Source organism: Butyrivibrio sp. FC2001, from assembly GCF_000424125.1.
Classification (GTDB): domain Bacteria; phylum Bacillota; class Clostridia; order Lachnospirales; family Lachnospiraceae; genus Butyrivibrio.
In genome coordinates this window covers 63259-78141 of sequence record NZ_KE384132.1, presented here as the reverse complement: position 1 = coordinate 78141, position 14883 = coordinate 63259, and the positions used below count along the sequence as shown (strand labels likewise).

At 35.8% G+C, this 14883-nt stretch carries 14 protein-coding genes; all 14 read right to left on the bottom strand.

Annotated elements, in window-relative coordinates; all coding sequences use genetic code 11:
* Nucleotides 1-22: 22 nt before the first annotated feature.
* Nucleotides 23-997: a glycosyltransferase family 2 protein gene (locus G601_RS0114115; RefSeq protein WP_026665747.1), complete on the bottom strand. Its 975-nt coding sequence runs from the start codon at nucleotides 995-997 to the stop codon at nucleotides 23-25.
* A complete protein-coding gene (locus tag G601_RS0114110; protein WP_026665746.1) occupies nucleotides 987-1679 on the bottom strand; it encodes a YveK family protein in 693 nt (230 codons plus the stop codon). The genes G601_RS0114115 and G601_RS0114110 overlap by 11 nt, the downstream gene beginning before the upstream one ends.
* Nucleotides 1676-2875 (bottom strand): hypothetical protein, encoded by a 1200-nt coding sequence (locus G601_RS0114105; protein WP_026665745.1) that lies wholly within the window; start codon nucleotides 2873-2875, stop codon nucleotides 1676-1678. The genes G601_RS0114110 and G601_RS0114105 overlap by 4 nt, the downstream gene beginning before the upstream one ends.
* 4 nt (nucleotides 2876-2879) lie before the next feature.
* Nucleotides 2880-3608, bottom strand: a complete 729-nt coding sequence (locus G601_RS0114100; protein WP_026665744.1) for a CpsD/CapB family tyrosine-protein kinase — start codon at nucleotides 3606-3608, stop codon at nucleotides 2880-2882.
* 156 nt (nucleotides 3609-3764) lie between these two features.
* Nucleotides 3765-4709 carry a glycosyltransferase family 2 protein gene (locus G601_RS23395; protein ID WP_051205869.1) on the bottom strand — a complete coding sequence of 315 codons (945 nt, stop codon included), beginning with the start codon at nucleotides 4707-4709 and terminating at the stop codon, nucleotides 3765-3767.
* 31 nt (nucleotides 4710-4740) lie between these two features.
* Nucleotides 4741-5751, bottom strand: a complete 1011-nt coding sequence (locus G601_RS23390; protein WP_051205867.1) for a glycosyltransferase family 2 protein — start codon at nucleotides 5749-5751, stop codon at nucleotides 4741-4743.
* 8 nt (nucleotides 5752-5759) lie between these two features.
* On the bottom strand, nucleotides 5760-6710 hold the full coding sequence (locus G601_RS25190) for a glycosyltransferase family 2 protein (protein ID WP_051205866.1): 951 nt from the start codon (nucleotides 6708-6710) through the stop codon (nucleotides 5760-5762).
* A 2-nt stretch (nucleotides 6711-6712) separates the two neighbouring features.
* Nucleotides 6713-7705, bottom strand: a complete 993-nt coding sequence (locus tag G601_RS0114080; RefSeq protein WP_026665743.1) for a glycosyltransferase family 2 protein — start codon at nucleotides 7703-7705, stop codon at nucleotides 6713-6715.
* A 1-nt stretch (nucleotide 7706) separates the two neighbouring features.
* On the bottom strand, nucleotides 7707-9257 hold the full coding sequence (locus tag G601_RS0114075; RefSeq protein ID WP_026665742.1) for a lipopolysaccharide biosynthesis protein: 1551 nt from the start codon (nucleotides 9255-9257) through the stop codon (nucleotides 7707-7709).
* Between the two features lie 41 nt (nucleotides 9258-9298).
* Nucleotides 9299-10267 (bottom strand): glycosyltransferase family 2 protein, encoded by a 969-nt coding sequence (locus G601_RS23380; protein ID WP_051205864.1) that lies wholly within the window; start codon nucleotides 10265-10267, stop codon nucleotides 9299-9301.
* A 22-nt stretch (nucleotides 10268-10289) separates the two neighbouring features.
* Nucleotides 10290-11279, bottom strand: a complete 990-nt coding sequence (locus G601_RS25185) for a glycosyltransferase family 2 protein (RefSeq protein WP_026665741.1) — start codon at nucleotides 11277-11279, stop codon at nucleotides 10290-10292.
* Between the two features lie 5 nt (nucleotides 11280-11284).
* Entirely contained in the window at nucleotides 11285-12283 is a 999-nt protein-coding gene (locus G601_RS23370; RefSeq protein WP_207638058.1) for a glycosyltransferase family 2 protein, read from the bottom strand.
* Between the two features lie 297 nt (nucleotides 12284-12580).
* Nucleotides 12581-13768, bottom strand: a complete 1188-nt coding sequence (locus G601_RS25180) for a Coenzyme F420 hydrogenase/dehydrogenase, beta subunit C-terminal domain (RefSeq protein WP_051205860.1) — start codon at nucleotides 13766-13768, stop codon at nucleotides 12581-12583.
* Nucleotides 13769-13778: 10 nt separating this feature from the next.
* A complete protein-coding gene (locus tag G601_RS0114050; protein ID WP_035790884.1) occupies nucleotides 13779-14843 on the bottom strand; it encodes a polysaccharide pyruvyl transferase family protein in 1065 nt (354 codons plus the stop codon).
* Nucleotides 14844-14883: the final 40 nt, after the last annotated feature.

Below are 14883 nucleotides of genomic sequence, written 5' to 3'. Positions count from 1 at the left end.
AAAATCCCTTCCCCACAAAACTTTATGCTCTTGCCTTTAAATGATAATATAACGCCGATATTTTCTTCATATTTCTCTTCATAAAGAAATACTCATGTTTTCTGTATAATGGCACTAAGCTTCCATTTAGATTTCCAATTACTTCTTCCTTCATTTTCGAAGAATAAATCTTAGCTATTGCGCTGTAATCAGCACAGTCTTTAGAATATTCTCTGCAAAGATTAGTTAGTATTTTAAAGTTATAAAATATATTCTGAAATTTAAGCTCCTCCGGAATAAAGGCTTTTGAAAAACTATATATATCTTCTGTAAGCCTCATTCTGTCTTCAATAGAGTATTTTCGCATAGCACTTCCGCCATGCTGCCTGTATGCAACTAATGCAGTATTATCAGCATATACTTTTTGGCAGTGTGAATAATACTGCATAACGAACATAAGATCCTCGCCTATCGGTACCCCCTCCGGAAATCTAAGGCTATGCTCATCTATTATTGTTTTCCGATATAATTTTCCCCAACATTCATTAAACAGCGAATCAGTATACATTATACTGTCTATAACCGCTTTGTCCTCTGATTGCTCTTGGATTTGCGGGAATGCATTGAGCCAGGTTCTGCCATCCGCTTCAAGTATCATTCTAGAAAAAGCAGCAAAATCATAGTTACCGCCTTCTATAATAGTTGTAAGCTTTTCAAAAGCAGGCTTTAAAAGGTAGTCATCTGCATCCAAAAACAATATATATTCTCCAGATGCCTTTTCCAGCCCTGTATTTCTTGCTCTTGATACACCGCCATTTTCTATGGTAACAAGAATAATCCGTGAATCCTTTTGGATACACCTATTAACTATGTCTTCCGTCTTATCTTTACTTCCATCGTTTATAACAAGAATCTCAAGATCATCTGCCATAAAATCTGTCATGGAACCAAGACATTCTTCTATATATGTTTCAGCATTATATGCCGGAATAATAATGGATAATTTTTTATTTCTCATTTGGTTCTTCTATTTTCGGAATAATTCCAAGAATAATATCATCATCAGTTAATAAGCACTGATCAATGCTGCGAAGCTTATCTGAAAACAGCTCCTTGGTAAAAATAAACACTGCCATAAAAGCAAAACCAAGTACAAAGAGTACGATTCTCCTTTTCCAAAGACTTGTCACACCATTACCTGACATATATGCATCAGTTGCCACATTGAGAACACGTACTGCATCTGAATTTGTCATCATTCGCATTTCTTCTACAAATGCACTTGCAACAGCATTCACAACTTCTACAGCTTCCTTGGAGTTCGTGGATGTTGCTCTAAGCTCAAGATTAATCCCATTGGCAGATGGAGTGTATGTAATCATACTCTGAACATATCTTGCTGATATATTGGTGTTGCCCATAATTGAAACAGCTCGCTCTGCAACTCTATTGCTTTTTATAAGTGATGCGTAGGCACTGAATATCTGAACATTATTGGAAGCTTCAGTCATGTCTCCACTAATTGTGCAATACAGATTAGTTGTTGCTGTATAGGTATTATCTATTCCCTGATTCAATGTAAGAATAATACCAATTGCAAAAAAAGCTAACGCAGCATAAAAGCACTTGGAAATATTTTTCCATACCATAATTAAGCTGACTTTAATATCCTCGAAACCAACTACTTTCGTGTATTTCATTTTACTTTCACCTTTTTATTTACACTCTTACGCTTGTTACCAGTATTCTTCTTATTGAGATATTTCTTGCCATTTACGCCCAGTACCATAAGGCAGCCAATAAGAACTATCACTGTAACAACCCTGTTCATAATGTTACGTCTGGCATTATACGCCATCTCAGCCTGCTGATCTGAATCATCATAATCTTCTACATTCAGCGTGTAACTCATCACATCCGTTTCATATTCCTGACCACTCTGATCAGTATATGTGAATTTCAGATTAGCATTCTGCTCTCCAACAGTTGCAAATTCAGCATATACATCTGATGTAAGAGAAGAGCCGCTTCCTATAGTTCCAAGATTAACTGTCTGTTCTTCCATATCTGCCGCTTCAAGATGAAGAGTCAGATCATTTATAACAGACAAGCTATTATTGCTGTATGCTACCTTAATACGATTATTACCTCCTACGTGAGGAGATGTCGGCATCTCAACATTATCTATCTTGAGTTTACCGCTTGATGAAACAGGAAGTACGGCTGTAAACTTCTGTGTATTATCTCTCGCATAATTATCTGAATATTTAAGAGTAAGATTTACCACTATCTCATCTTCAGATATATCTTTAGACGCCATAAGCTTTAATTCGCCTTCAGCATAAGACAAAGTCGTAAGATAGCCTAAATATACTGAATTAGTTCCCTTATATGTGGGATATACCAAGTTTTCATCCTGAGTAACTACAACACTGATATTACCAAGCTTTGATACTACTGCAGGGTTATACACCATGAACTTAAGTTTAAACTCTTCGCCAGGGGTTATGTATCCATCCCCCTCAACTTCATACTTATATATAACCGGAACTGAATTATCAAGAGGCTCGTTAACATACATCTGCCCAGAAGTAGTCTGTTGCTGAGGAATACCAAACTCCGGTGTCTCCTCCGTCTGCTCAGTTTCTGCATCTACAGCAGTCTCTTCAGGAGTAGTCTCAGGTCCTGCCTGCTCACTCGTGGCAGTCTCATCCTGAGGTACATTAGCGGCAGGATTAGTGTAAGTATTATTTGAATTCCCTGTATTTACATTCTTTTCCTTGAATATATTGGGAACAGTTACTGATTGCATTGCATTTGCATCTAATGGTGTCATAGCAATAATCGAAGCTAAAAGCATCAGCATTGCAACTTTATTCTTAAACAGCTTATTCATTTGCTTATTTTCCCTTCTTTCTTTCTATGGCATCATTCTGCTTCTTTAATAAATTCTTCTTGGAGAAATAGTCAAAATCCTTAACAGCACCTTTATACTGCATAATGCCAAGCTTATTTGCTACTATTCCAGCAAATTTCTTCTCATAATCCCCAAGCTGAATTCTGGAATCAACAAGCTGCTTCTTAGTAGTCTCATTCATGCAAACAACTATCAGATACTTGTCAACAACCGGAATCAATATCTCAGCATCGTTCGTAATACTTACTGGCGGAGTGTCTATAATAACAAAGTCATAACTTTTCTTTAACCTTGAAAGTAATGTCTCCATTTTTGCATTACATAAAAGCCTTACAGGATTCTCATTCTTTTCTCCTGAAAAAACATAATCCAGATTATCAACGCTGGTGTTATAAATTATATTATTATAATCTGAAACCTCACCCGTCAAAAAACCTGTAAGTGATGTTTTTGCTTCTGTTCCGATTCTCTTAAATCTCTGATCTTTTCTTAGATCACAATCAAGGAATACTGTTTTCCAACCTGCCTCCGCAAGTGAAATAGCAATATTAAGTGCGACTGTAGTAGTTCCACCATTTGCACCTGCTCCGGTACAAAGAAATGTCTTAGCTCCATTTTTCTTATTAAGACCATGAAGCTTAACTACAATTCTGTCTATCGCATCATTAAGAATTGAATTATTTACCGGGTACAGGTCTAGCCTTTCTTTCATTATTATCTCCTTACTAAAAAAAATATATATGTATGACTCTCTTAATCATTATCCATGATGTAATAACCACAATAGGATTTATACTAACATACATTACATTACAAAAACAAACCGCATTATTAGTTATAAACTTACACTATGTTTCCAAAGCATCACTCAGCCATTCTTGATCATGCAATACACGCCGGGTGCATAACGAAAGAAATGATAAAATTTATCTATTTTTAAAGGCGCAACTTTTTTATACATCTGACAATACCTATTAAACAGGTCTTTCCTTCGTGCCTTATCACTCTTTTTATTAAACAGCTTCCTATATTCATCAAAAAGCCAATACATGTAAGTCTTTGCAGGGTAACATATCATGTCCGGGTGATGTTCTGCAACATACGCAAGCTCTTCATCAAGCGCAACATATACATCCCGGTAGAACCTGTCAGAGAGGCTAAAGGTTGAACTATCCTCATTTCCTCTGTAATATCCGTAAACCACATGATCTATAAGTGCTACTTTTTCAGCTCTGTCATAAAGCTTGTACAGTACAGCCAGATCCTCACATATTCTGCCCTTAGGGAACTCTATGCCTTCAAACAATTCCGCCTTGAAGATTTTTCCCCACATTACTACATATTTTTCTCCGGGAACAGTATGCATTAGCGGGATAATATCTGATCCCTTATACACCTGAGCATTATTATTTATACATTCTGCATCTTCACAGGTAAACTCATCTTTAAAAACCCGAAAATCACCAATACAGATCTGCGAGCTATCTTTTTCACAATACTTAAGCAGATTGGCGACCATAAAAGCAGGCGCCATATCATCTGCATCCATGAAAACATAATAGTCACCGGTTGCTATTTTAATAGCGTTGTTCCTGGCCTCAGACTGTCCCATATTTTCCTGATGAAGAACTTTTACTCTTTCGTCTTTTTGTGCGTATGAATCACATATCTCGCCGCTCCTGTCAGGAGAGCCATCATCGACCAGTAGTATCTCGAGGTTCTCATAGGTCTGCCCTATTATTGATCTGATGCAGCGATCTATAAATTTTTCTGCTTTATAAACCGGTACAATAACCGATACTTTTTTATCCATATTTGTCGTCTGCTGAGTCATTTTCCTAATCTTAGTTTTTAAACAAAAGTTTCTTGGCAGTAAATAGCCCACGATAAGAATGCAGCTTCATGAGGAGCACCATCATCTTCTGTCTGGGCTTTAAGAGATTATCTGGAAGATTGCTGAGGATATCTTTTGAAAGCTCATCACTTAGCATCTCCTTCATCTCAGCTTTAAATGCCCTGTAGTCGTTCTGCTCATATGCATTTCTTAGTGTCACATATATAGCATAGAATCCTGAAGCCCATAATCTTTGCTGTTTCTGTGATGATCTACTGTCTTTAAAAAACTCCAGCACTCTTAAATGTCTGTTCTTTAACATTTTCCACATGTTTTTTCTGTATGCATGCGTAAGTGATGCGGAATTAACTCTGTAATATACAAGCTTATCCGGAATAAATACCGCTTTCTCAATTTGCTTGCTTAAGTACATCTGAAAAATATCATCTTCCGTGTACACTTCTCTTTCGGAAACAAAGCACTGCTCTGACAAACATGATCTTTTATATACTCTTCCCCAGACATAACCCGGAAGATTAGTAAAGCCTTCAGAATATATCTTGCCAATAATAGGCATAACATATTCATCCTCAATTAGCTCTTTTTCTATAGTCTTATTCTCAAAGTTAAAGGTATTGGTGATAATTGTTCCGTCTGCATCCTGATAATGGCCACAGGTACAGACATCTGCATCAGACTCTTTTATGGTCACCATTGTCCTTTTAAGAAAATCAGGATGAAGATAATCATCGCTGTCCAAAAAGCACACATAATCTGAAACACAAACGTCAAAGCCTGCTTTTCTTGCACTTGTAAGGCCACCATTAGGCTTATGAATAACTCTGATTCGCTCATCCTTACCTGCATATTCATCACAGATTTGAGGACTTTTGTCCGTTGCACCATCGTCTACCAGGATGCATTCATAATCGCTATAGGTCTGTTCCAGTATACTATCCAGACATTTATTCAAATATTTCTCCTGATTATACACAGGCACAATTATTGATACGCTTGCCATAATGCTCCTTAGCTTATCTTTTTTAAATACACAATGTAATATTGCTTAAGTATGTCCTTCAGCGGGTAGGTATCTGAGGGTTTAATGCACTTCACATACTTTTTCATACGGCTTCTGTACTCGTTTATAATATTGTCATCCTTAATGTCTTTCTCCTTCATCCCATTTATGTTGGTCCAGAAGAAATGCATTATGGAATCAAAGGATATTTCAACAAGTCTCTGCTTCCCCTGATTTTTAAAGTACTCAAGCTGCTCCATCTTGGAGTCAACCATATACCACTGCTCCAGCGAATAGGGCTGATGGGTTATTGAGCCATCATTAAGTCTTCTCGCATATAATATGTCATCAAGAAAAGCCACGCTTCCAGCATTATCAAGAAGCTTATACCAGACATACATATCTTCATATATCTTATCTGCGGGGAAATCCACATTTTCCCAGACATTTCTCTCATATATCTTATCCCATACACAGACATATCGCTCTGTATGCTCAAGGTCTGCGATATATTCGTCTATCGCGTTCCTCTTAACTTCAATAGCACCTGATGAAGGATAATCAGAAAGCTGTGGCTCTCTATCCCCATCCTGGAAATTGATATGTCCACAAACAGCAATCTTGGCATCCGTAGTTGTTATCGCTGTATAAAGGCGCTCCAGATAGTTCTCAAATATATAATCATCGGAATCAACAAAACAGATATACTCGCCCTTAACCTGACTAACACCAAAGCTTCTTACTCTTGCTATTCCCTGATTCTCACGGTGAAATACTCTGATTCGCTCATCCTTAGCAGCGAACTCATCACATATTGCACCGCACCTGTCTGGCGAACCATCATCTATCAAAAGCAGTTCAAAATCCTTAAATGTCTGATTAAGAATACTTGTTATGCACTTTTCCAAGTATTGTTCCACCTTATATACAGGAACAATAACACTAATCTTCGGATTCATTTTTAGTACCCCTTAACCCTCATTTTAAGATTTATATAATACTGCTGAATATGTGGCGCAAAGCGGTAAACTATGTACTTTACCCTCTGTGATGTGGGCAGTGATTTATTTTTCACCGCCTTCATGTAATTTGCTTTATAGTCTTTAAATATCTTCTTATATAATTCTTTATCACCCAAAGAAGAATCAATCTCACGGCAGCATTTCAAAAGTGTGTTGAGATATGCCACATACGCCATATCCAAAAGAGCCTGTTCATTACGCTCTCCGTAGAACTTTATCTTATCAAGCTCAGTCTCAATACCATCTAACAATTTTGTAGTGTTCACCTCACTACGAGTAGCAGAATTGTCTGAGAAATAATAGTTATATAGCTTTCTCTGTGAGATAACCACTTTATCAGCCTTGTAGATAACCTTGAAAGTGGTTCCGCCATCCTCATAATATGAATACTTGGTATCAAAGCGGATGTCCTTCCAAAGAAATCCCTTAAAGAGCTTTCCCCAAACCATCAGGTACATAACTCTGAGGTCTTCTCTCAGTAAGAGCTCTTTTCCTGTAAGTGTGTATATATTATCAGGGTCCGTAAGCGGATCAAACTCCATCTTTACCTTTTCAAAGGTATTGTGAACCCCACACCATGAAAAATCGGCATTGTTCTCTTTAAGAAGTTCATATAAATATGTAAAATATGTTGGATGAAGGTAATCATCTACATCTACGAATGCCACGAAACCATCATCAAAATTCACTCTTTCAAGACCCTGGTTTCTTGCATTTGCAGCACCGCCATTTTTATCAAGAGCTACCAGTTCAATCCTGTTGTCCTTTGTGGTCCACTTTTCACACACCTTGCGAGAATTATCCTTAGAACAGTCCTCCACAAGAATTATTCTTAAGTTTTTGTATTCCTGGTTTACTATGCTCTCCAGACATCTATCCAAAAAATATTCTGCATTATACACAGGAATGATAATGCTAATAAGTTCGTTCATTTTATGATTCCTTTTTGTTCTTTTTCTTAATTCTCTTAATAACCATATCTTTAACCATTATTCTTTCTTCCTTATTGAGCACAATTATGTAGTTAATTGCATATCCTATTGCACCACATATGACAGCAACAACACCAAGCATTACCCAGGAATTCACGGTTACAAAATATGATATACATCCAAATACTGTAAGAACCACCGCAGAAGATAATGCACCTCTTAATAGCGGTAAATAAAAAGTCCACCATTTTTGTTCAAGAATGTGCGCCGCATAAATAGGTGCAAAGAAAAACACTCTTGCTGTTAATAGTACAGAACTAACTATCTGAATAGCATAAACTCCCAAATCTGTATTCACGCACAATAATATTGAGCCTATGATGTTACAAACACCTATTCCTAAAGAAACCAACACCGGAATCTTAAGTTTTGTAGTAATCTGACTTACCGTATAAAGCGGATAAATATATACATCAAAAACAGTCTGGGCCAATATCATGACTGATAATATCTGTATCGTTCTAATCTCTCCCCCGCTAAGTACAGGAAGCCACAATGCAAAGAATTTTGTACCAAATGCAATAAAGCCAAGAATTGGAATAGAGCAAATAAAACCACATACTTTAATTGCACTTTTTACATATTTAACAAATTTGTCCATATCCCCTTCTGCATACAACAAAGTCATCTGAGGAGAAAATGAGCTACATACTATACCAATAATTGACATTACGTAATTAGGTATAGTCTTAGCAAATGTCATTAGTGTCATTGAAGCAGCATTTATATATATATTGGTAATAAGCGTATCACAACCATTTACCAGTATCCCAGTAATCTGTTGGACTGTATTCCATATCCCAGTCTTCACAAGTTTCTTTATTGAAGCCATCCTTACCAAACTCTTCTCATAATATAAGTTTGGCGTCAATTTCTTAGTAAAATATATATTTGTAATTATTACATATGCACCGGTAATAACCTTAGTGAATCCGACATACCATACTCTTGCAGGCATAAATACAAACATAGCAACAAGAACAGCTGCTCTTAATATTGAAGACTCCATTGCTCTTCTGGAGGAAAGATCCAGACGATTTACTGCATATGTTGATACCGCATAGCCGTTTGCAATAAGTCTTGCAAAGAAATCAAAGAATATAAACGCCCACAAAAGCTGAACATCCAATAGATTCTGTGCAGGTACATCAAGCCAATTGTTAAGGTAAAGAATACCTACAGTAACCGGAACAAAGCAGACTGCCGTGAGTATTGCATTAGCGATCATTGCAGATGAAAAATATGACCTGGCTGATTCATAATCCTTTTTACCTATACTGACTGTAATGTAACGGCCGAGCATCGCATTCAGTGCAGTTGTGAAAATACTGATATATCCTGTCATCTGGAAAGCCAGATTAACGAATCCATATACCTCCTTACCTACACTCTTGGTGATAAATGGTGCCAGAAAGAAGTTAATACCTAAACTCAAGATAAATGAGAGGAACTGTGCCACCATGTTTATTGCAATTTTTTTCTTATTTCCCATTTCTAACCTATCTTTCAATCAAAACTCAACAAATACTTTTTTCAAATTCTCTTTCCCAAATACTTCTTGGGAAACATAGCCATAAATAAATATCCCAACTTATGCTTAAAGGAAATAGGATATTTAAAGACATTTTTAAGTGTCGTATCCTTAAAACGTTTCAGCGAACTGTCCAAAACGGAATAATCAAAGTCATCACTCATGTTGACCTTTCTGGCGTCATGAATGAACATCATTCTGTAAATTGAATGAACCTTCTCGGCCCAATCATAGTTCCCCTGCTTCATGTAATAATTTATTCTCTGATCCAGGGCCTCAAAGCGGTCAAGACTTTTCTTGCTAAAGCCCTCACCCATTATGCTGCTGCCTCTTTGCACGTAGTAATAAAGAGGAGCTGTTATATATGCCACCTTATCTGCTTTCTCAAGTAGCTTATATGTTGTAAACTCATCCTCATGGATTTTGCCCTTGGGATATCTTACATTCTCAAAATATTCCCTGGGATAGAGCTTATTCCAGGCCACGGTAAATTTTACATAGGTCTCACATAAAAAGTACTGTCTCTTATCAGCAGTACTCTCTATTATTATTGTTTCCGGATCACTGATCTCATCCATAACAGGTTCATCATCATCTCTGACATTTGTGTATTCACATACACTCATATCTGCCTGTCCCTCTTCAACCGGTTTCACCAGGCACTCTATCATCTGAGGATGAATATAATCATCTGAATCAATAAAGACAAAGTACTTACCCTTTGCGACTTCAATTCCTGCATTTCTGGCATCTGAGAGGCCTCCGTTTACTTTATGAATTACACGGATTCTCTCATCCTCCTTGGCAAATTCATCACACATTTTGCCACAATCATCCTTGGAGCCATCATCCACAAGTATGATCTCCAGATTGTCGTATGTCTGATTTCTTATGCTTTTTACACATTTACCCAAATAATCCTGCACCATGTAAATAGGTACAATAACACTTATAAGTGCATCTTTTTTCATACAAAAAACCTCATTAAAAATACTACATAGCTGTCTTATAAAACATTCCAAGTAGCGTATACTTTATACCTCTACCAATTCCGATTGCCTTTATAATTGCTCTAATACTCCCAGGATTTATTCTTAACATGCGTTTGAAATGGCTTTTGTCCTTGATGCACCTGAGTTGTTCTTTAGATTCTTTTAATCCATAATGCATTAGTTCATGGTATGCAAGGAGAATATTTATATATGCATAATTATTTTTCAGATAACCAAGTGAATCTCTCTGCTCAATAAACTCATAGCCAATCTTACTAATCTCGTTATACCTGTTAAGCTGAATATCCCCTTTATTAAGGTCCATAGTAGATCCTTCGTTATGTACATAGTAATAATATCTGTCGTTAGACACATATATTTTCCCAGCACATAAAAAATATAGGAAATTGAAGCATAAATCTTCTCCTACTACCGGTTTAAATATTGGAAATCTTAGATTATTATTTTTGATAATGCTCGCATCATAGATTCTATTCCAAACTTCAAACCCACACCTATATGGTAAGAACACCTTGACAAAAAAATTATATCTGTCATTTCCTGTTGTCAGATCATACAATCCCTCCAAGAAATCACGCTCTTTTACAGGCTTTCCATTATCATATATATGATAGTAATTGAATATAGCACTATCAGCTTTATTACTAATTAATTCCGCTAAAGCCTTTTCGATAAAACAAGAATCAACATAATCATCACTATCCATAAAATACAGATAACGCCCACTGGATTCATCAATTCCTCTATTACGAGTAATCGACTGTCCTTCATTTTTCTTCTCTATATACTTTATTCTTGTATCTTTATCAGCATACTTCTTGCATATGTCTGAGCTACTATCCGTTGATCCATCATTTATAAGGATTATTTCCAAATTCTTATATGTTTGAGAAAGTATACTATCTAAACATTTTTCCAAATTCTTTTCAGAATTATATATTGGAATAACTACACTAACTAAATCATTCATTTTAATCACTTCTTAAATCTTTCCCATACGCACAAATACATGCTTGGACATATGAGGAAAAAATGCACTTCAGCCTTTTGAGAAAACTTAAGCTTTCCAGCTTTAGGATAAAGCCTTAGTTCATCACACAATTTTCTCCATTGTGGCTCCCTGACTATCTCAATATCAGCTTTAGCATCAACAAATCGCTTATTCAGGTAGCACATCATATGCATTGCATGAATAGCTTCAATCGACCATAACTCATATTCATTATGTTCTCTATAAAATTCAAGCTTATCCAGATATGCATCAATCAGTTGAAGGTTAACTCTTGTTACTTTTTTGCCGACTATACTATCCTGTCTCTGAAAATAGTAATAATATGGGTATTCTATATATGCTATTTTTTTAGCTCTATACAACAGTCTATGCGTCCTGGCCTCATCCTCATGTATCCTTCCTTCAGGATAGGTTATACCGTCGAACAATTCTTTTCTATATAATTTATTCCACGCAACTGTAAATGTTACTCTTCTTTCATATGATTCATTTGCCTGATACTGAGCACTTTTACCATCAATAATTGTTACTATAGGATTGTTATTACTACTATTACTCTTACTATCAGCCTCATCCGAATATGCATATTGATAATCACACATTACAATATCTGCGTCATTCTCAATAAACTGTTTCATCATATCCGAAAACATATTACTATTTATATAATCATCAGAATCAACAAGTGCTATTATTTCACCTGTAGCATTTTCAAGACCTGCATTTCTGGCAGATGAAAGGCCTCCATTCTCTTTATGAATAGTCTTAACTCGTTTGTCTTGTATCGCATACTCATCACATATAGCAGAACATCCATCGTTTGACCCATCATCAATAAGTATAATTTCCAGATTTCTATACGTTTGATTTATGATCGAGTCCACACATCTTCGTAGATATTTCTCAACCTTATATACCGGGATAATAACCGATATCTTATATTCCATATACTCTTTTTCCATACCAGTAATGATTTGCCTCATTTTCCCTCAAAAATTACCCAATAATATAATTTCTCAAATTAACAATCAAAACTTCCCTAAATTACGCGCATCGTAACATATTTACACATAATCTTTGAAATTTTAACATTTATTTTCATATAAATATATTGGCATTTGTCTTAAAAATAAAAATTTACTAATGATTATTTTGTAGTATTTGTAAAACAAGAAGATGATAGCTACATAAAAAGCCGCAAAGAAGCCTGTTTTAGACCCTTGCGGCAAATAATAATCAATTCATATTGTAACTATATTTTAGTTTTTATTGATACTATTATTGATAGGGCAGACTTTGATGCAGCTGTTACAGCCAACACATAAGTTCTTATCAATGACAGGATACATGAATCCCTCTTGGTCCTCTCGCATCGAAATAATACCTTTAGGACATGTATTAACGCATGCGTAACATCCACAACATTTGTCCTTTTCGGTGTATAATACCGGAGCTTTACCAGTTGTCTTATCCTTAGGCTGGAAAAGAGACGTTTTACTATATAGTTTATAAATCCCTCTATAAATTTTATTTCTTACCTTCTGAAGCTTATTAGGCTTAATAATACCTTCTATAGCCCTGTTGACGCCTCTTCTCATAGTCATAAAGAAAAGGTCATGCATTATATGTTTCTCTGAAGTCTTCACCAAAGAAGGGTTGTGTTTTATTACCTCTTCAACATCTATTTCTTTGCTTACTATAACATCACTAATATCTGTAATTAGTTGCTTGGCCTTCTCATTATGCAGTAAAAGGACCGATACTCCATTTTTGTCATAAAAATCCGGTTCCTCTTCCTCGATTCCCCAAAAATCCCCCATTGTAATATCTGTATTTCTATTTATGCCCTTAAATCTACATTCATAGCATGATGGTCTCAAAAAGAAATTAATAATGAACCCCTTCATGTAGTTATTGTCTCTGAATATAGTCTTAAATACATCCCCATTCTTATACTTTACCTTAAAAGAATAATCTAACCATCCATTTTCCTTGTCTCTGAAATTGATTCTATCAATCTCGCGACCTTCTGAAATCTCTTTAAGATATGTATTAAAAACCTTAAAACTTGGTACTCCATGACAAATAAAATCCATCAGAATAAGCTTATCCGGCTTACCCCTTAAATAATTTATCAGTCCCTGAGCCTGACAGGGTGTTCCACAAAAAAGAACCTGCTTTCCCTCTTTCAGAAAAGACTTAACCGACTTATATACCATCCCAACATCACTTTGAACATATTTACTGCCCATAAGATCATATATTTCTTCTTTTGTTGTTATATACTTATGGTATACTTTCCCTTCAGTATCGATGGTAGCACCAACTACTATCCCGGAATTATCTATCACTCTTTTTGCTATTTCAGCAAAAATTCCTCCGGATGATGATTTAATTCTATCTTTGTCGGTACTATACGCAGCCAAACATATTGGATAGTTTTCCATCTAATTCTCCCTAGCGAAAGGCCTTATCTGCAAAATCAGATGCTTCCTTTCGTTTCACTTCTAATATCCTTTGCACCTTTTCGACATCAAAATTCATATCCAGGTTTTCAACTGCACTCAAATTAGCTATTCTATGATTTTCAAGTTCAAAGGTTCTAAGCAAGGTATCTATTCTGGAATTCATATTCCCAGTTCCTTCTGTACCAATTCTGTCGAATACAGCAAATGGCTTGTTAAAAAGGATTGAAAATACACTTCCATGAAAAGAGTCAACAAATGCAGCTTCAGCATGTTCATAAAGATATATAAATTCAGAAGGTCCAATTATCCACGTTTCATCCGAATGAAGAACATCAATTATCTGAGCTCCTAATTCTCTGGCTTTCTTTTCTATGAACTCATCATATTCTTTTGATACTTCTCCCAGGAAATACTTAACTACAAATTTCCCCTTAGGTTTAAACTTGCTTTTTTTAGCAAGCAGACTCCATCTTTCCTTGCTCATTAACATTGTCGGGTCTACAAGCACCTGAGCATCTTTTCCTGTAAGCTTCTTTACTATCTCTGCGCCAGCATCTTCACGTACTGATATTTGCCTAAATGATGAAAGAGCTTTTGTATATTCTTCGACATTTTCCTGCGGAATATCTGATACTCCAAAGCTTGCCGAAAATGCCACTTTCTGATCATCATCAGCATATTCAAGAAATGCTCTCGGCACATAATAATAAAAATTCGGATTCCATACCTGATCGCTTCCAACAGCAAAACAATCGAATTTTTCTTTTACATTCTCCTCAACATTTTTAGCATCGTATGGAATAATGACATCTGACCAATCAATATTTAAATCAAACAATTCCCATGTATAGTTATAAGACTTTTTCCCTGTTAATTTTAAATAAACTTTCTTGATAATAGATTTTACAATAACTTTTTTTCTATCGAATTTTCTCCAGCCTATGGTTGCTACAGCATATCCTTTATCCTTAAGGAATTCCTGCAGAGCATAATTTTGCAATCGATTTCCAAGATTGTAATCAACAAGTGTAACTATGCCAATCCTTCGTTTCATTTCAAACATACTCTCCATTCAGTAAAGTCTCACTGCAGAC

What these genes read in the sequence shown, in the direction of transcription:
- G601_RS0114115 (WP_026665747.1), bottom strand. Translation starts at nt 997, where the DNA reads ATGAGAAATAAAAAATTATCCATTATTATTCCGGCATATAATGCTGAA.
- G601_RS0114110 (WP_026665746.1), bottom strand. Translation starts at nt 1,679, where the DNA reads ATGAAATACACGAAAGTAGTTGGTTTCGAGGATATTAAAGTCAGCTTA.
- G601_RS0114105 (WP_026665745.1), bottom strand. Translation starts at nt 2,875, where the DNA reads ATGAATAAGCTGTTTAAGAATAAAGTTGCAATGCTGATGCTTTTAGCT.
- G601_RS0114100 (WP_026665744.1), bottom strand. Translation starts at nt 3,608, where the DNA reads ATGAAAGAAAGGCTAGACCTGTACCCGGTAAATAATTCAATTCTTAAT.
- G601_RS23395 (WP_051205869.1), bottom strand. Translation starts at nt 4,709, where the DNA reads ATGGATAAAAAAGTATCGGTTATTGTACCGGTTTATAAAGCAGAAAAA.
- G601_RS23390 (WP_051205867.1), bottom strand. Translation starts at nt 5,751, where the DNA reads ATGGCAAGCGTATCAATAATTGTGCCTGTGTATAATCAGGAGAAATAT.
- G601_RS25190 (WP_051205866.1), bottom strand. Translation starts at nt 6,710, where the DNA reads ATGAATCCGAAGATTAGTGTTATTGTTCCTGTATATAAGGTGGAACAA.
- G601_RS0114080 (WP_026665743.1), bottom strand. Translation starts at nt 7,705, where the DNA reads ATGAACGAACTTATTAGCATTATCATTCCTGTGTATAATGCAGAATAT.
- G601_RS0114075 (WP_026665742.1), bottom strand. Translation starts at nt 9,257, where the DNA reads ATGGGAAATAAGAAAAAAATTGCAATAAACATGGTGGCACAGTTCCTC.
- G601_RS23380 (WP_051205864.1), bottom strand. Translation starts at nt 10,267, where the DNA reads ATGAAAAAAGATGCACTTATAAGTGTTATTGTACCTATTTACATGGTG.
- G601_RS25185 (WP_026665741.1), bottom strand. Translation starts at nt 11,279, where the DNA reads ATGAATGATTTAGTTAGTGTAGTTATTCCAATATATAATTCTGAAAAG.
- G601_RS23370 (WP_207638058.1), bottom strand. Translation starts at nt 12,283, where the DNA reads ATGGAAAAAGAGTATATGGAATATAAGATATCGGTTATTATCCCGGTA.
- G601_RS25180 (WP_051205860.1), bottom strand. Translation starts at nt 13,768, where the DNA reads ATGGAAAACTATCCAATATGTTTGGCTGCGTATAGTACCGACAAAGAT.
- G601_RS0114050 (WP_035790884.1), bottom strand. Translation starts at nt 14,843, where the DNA reads ATGAAACGAAGGATTGGCATAGTTACACTTGTTGATTACAATCTTGGA.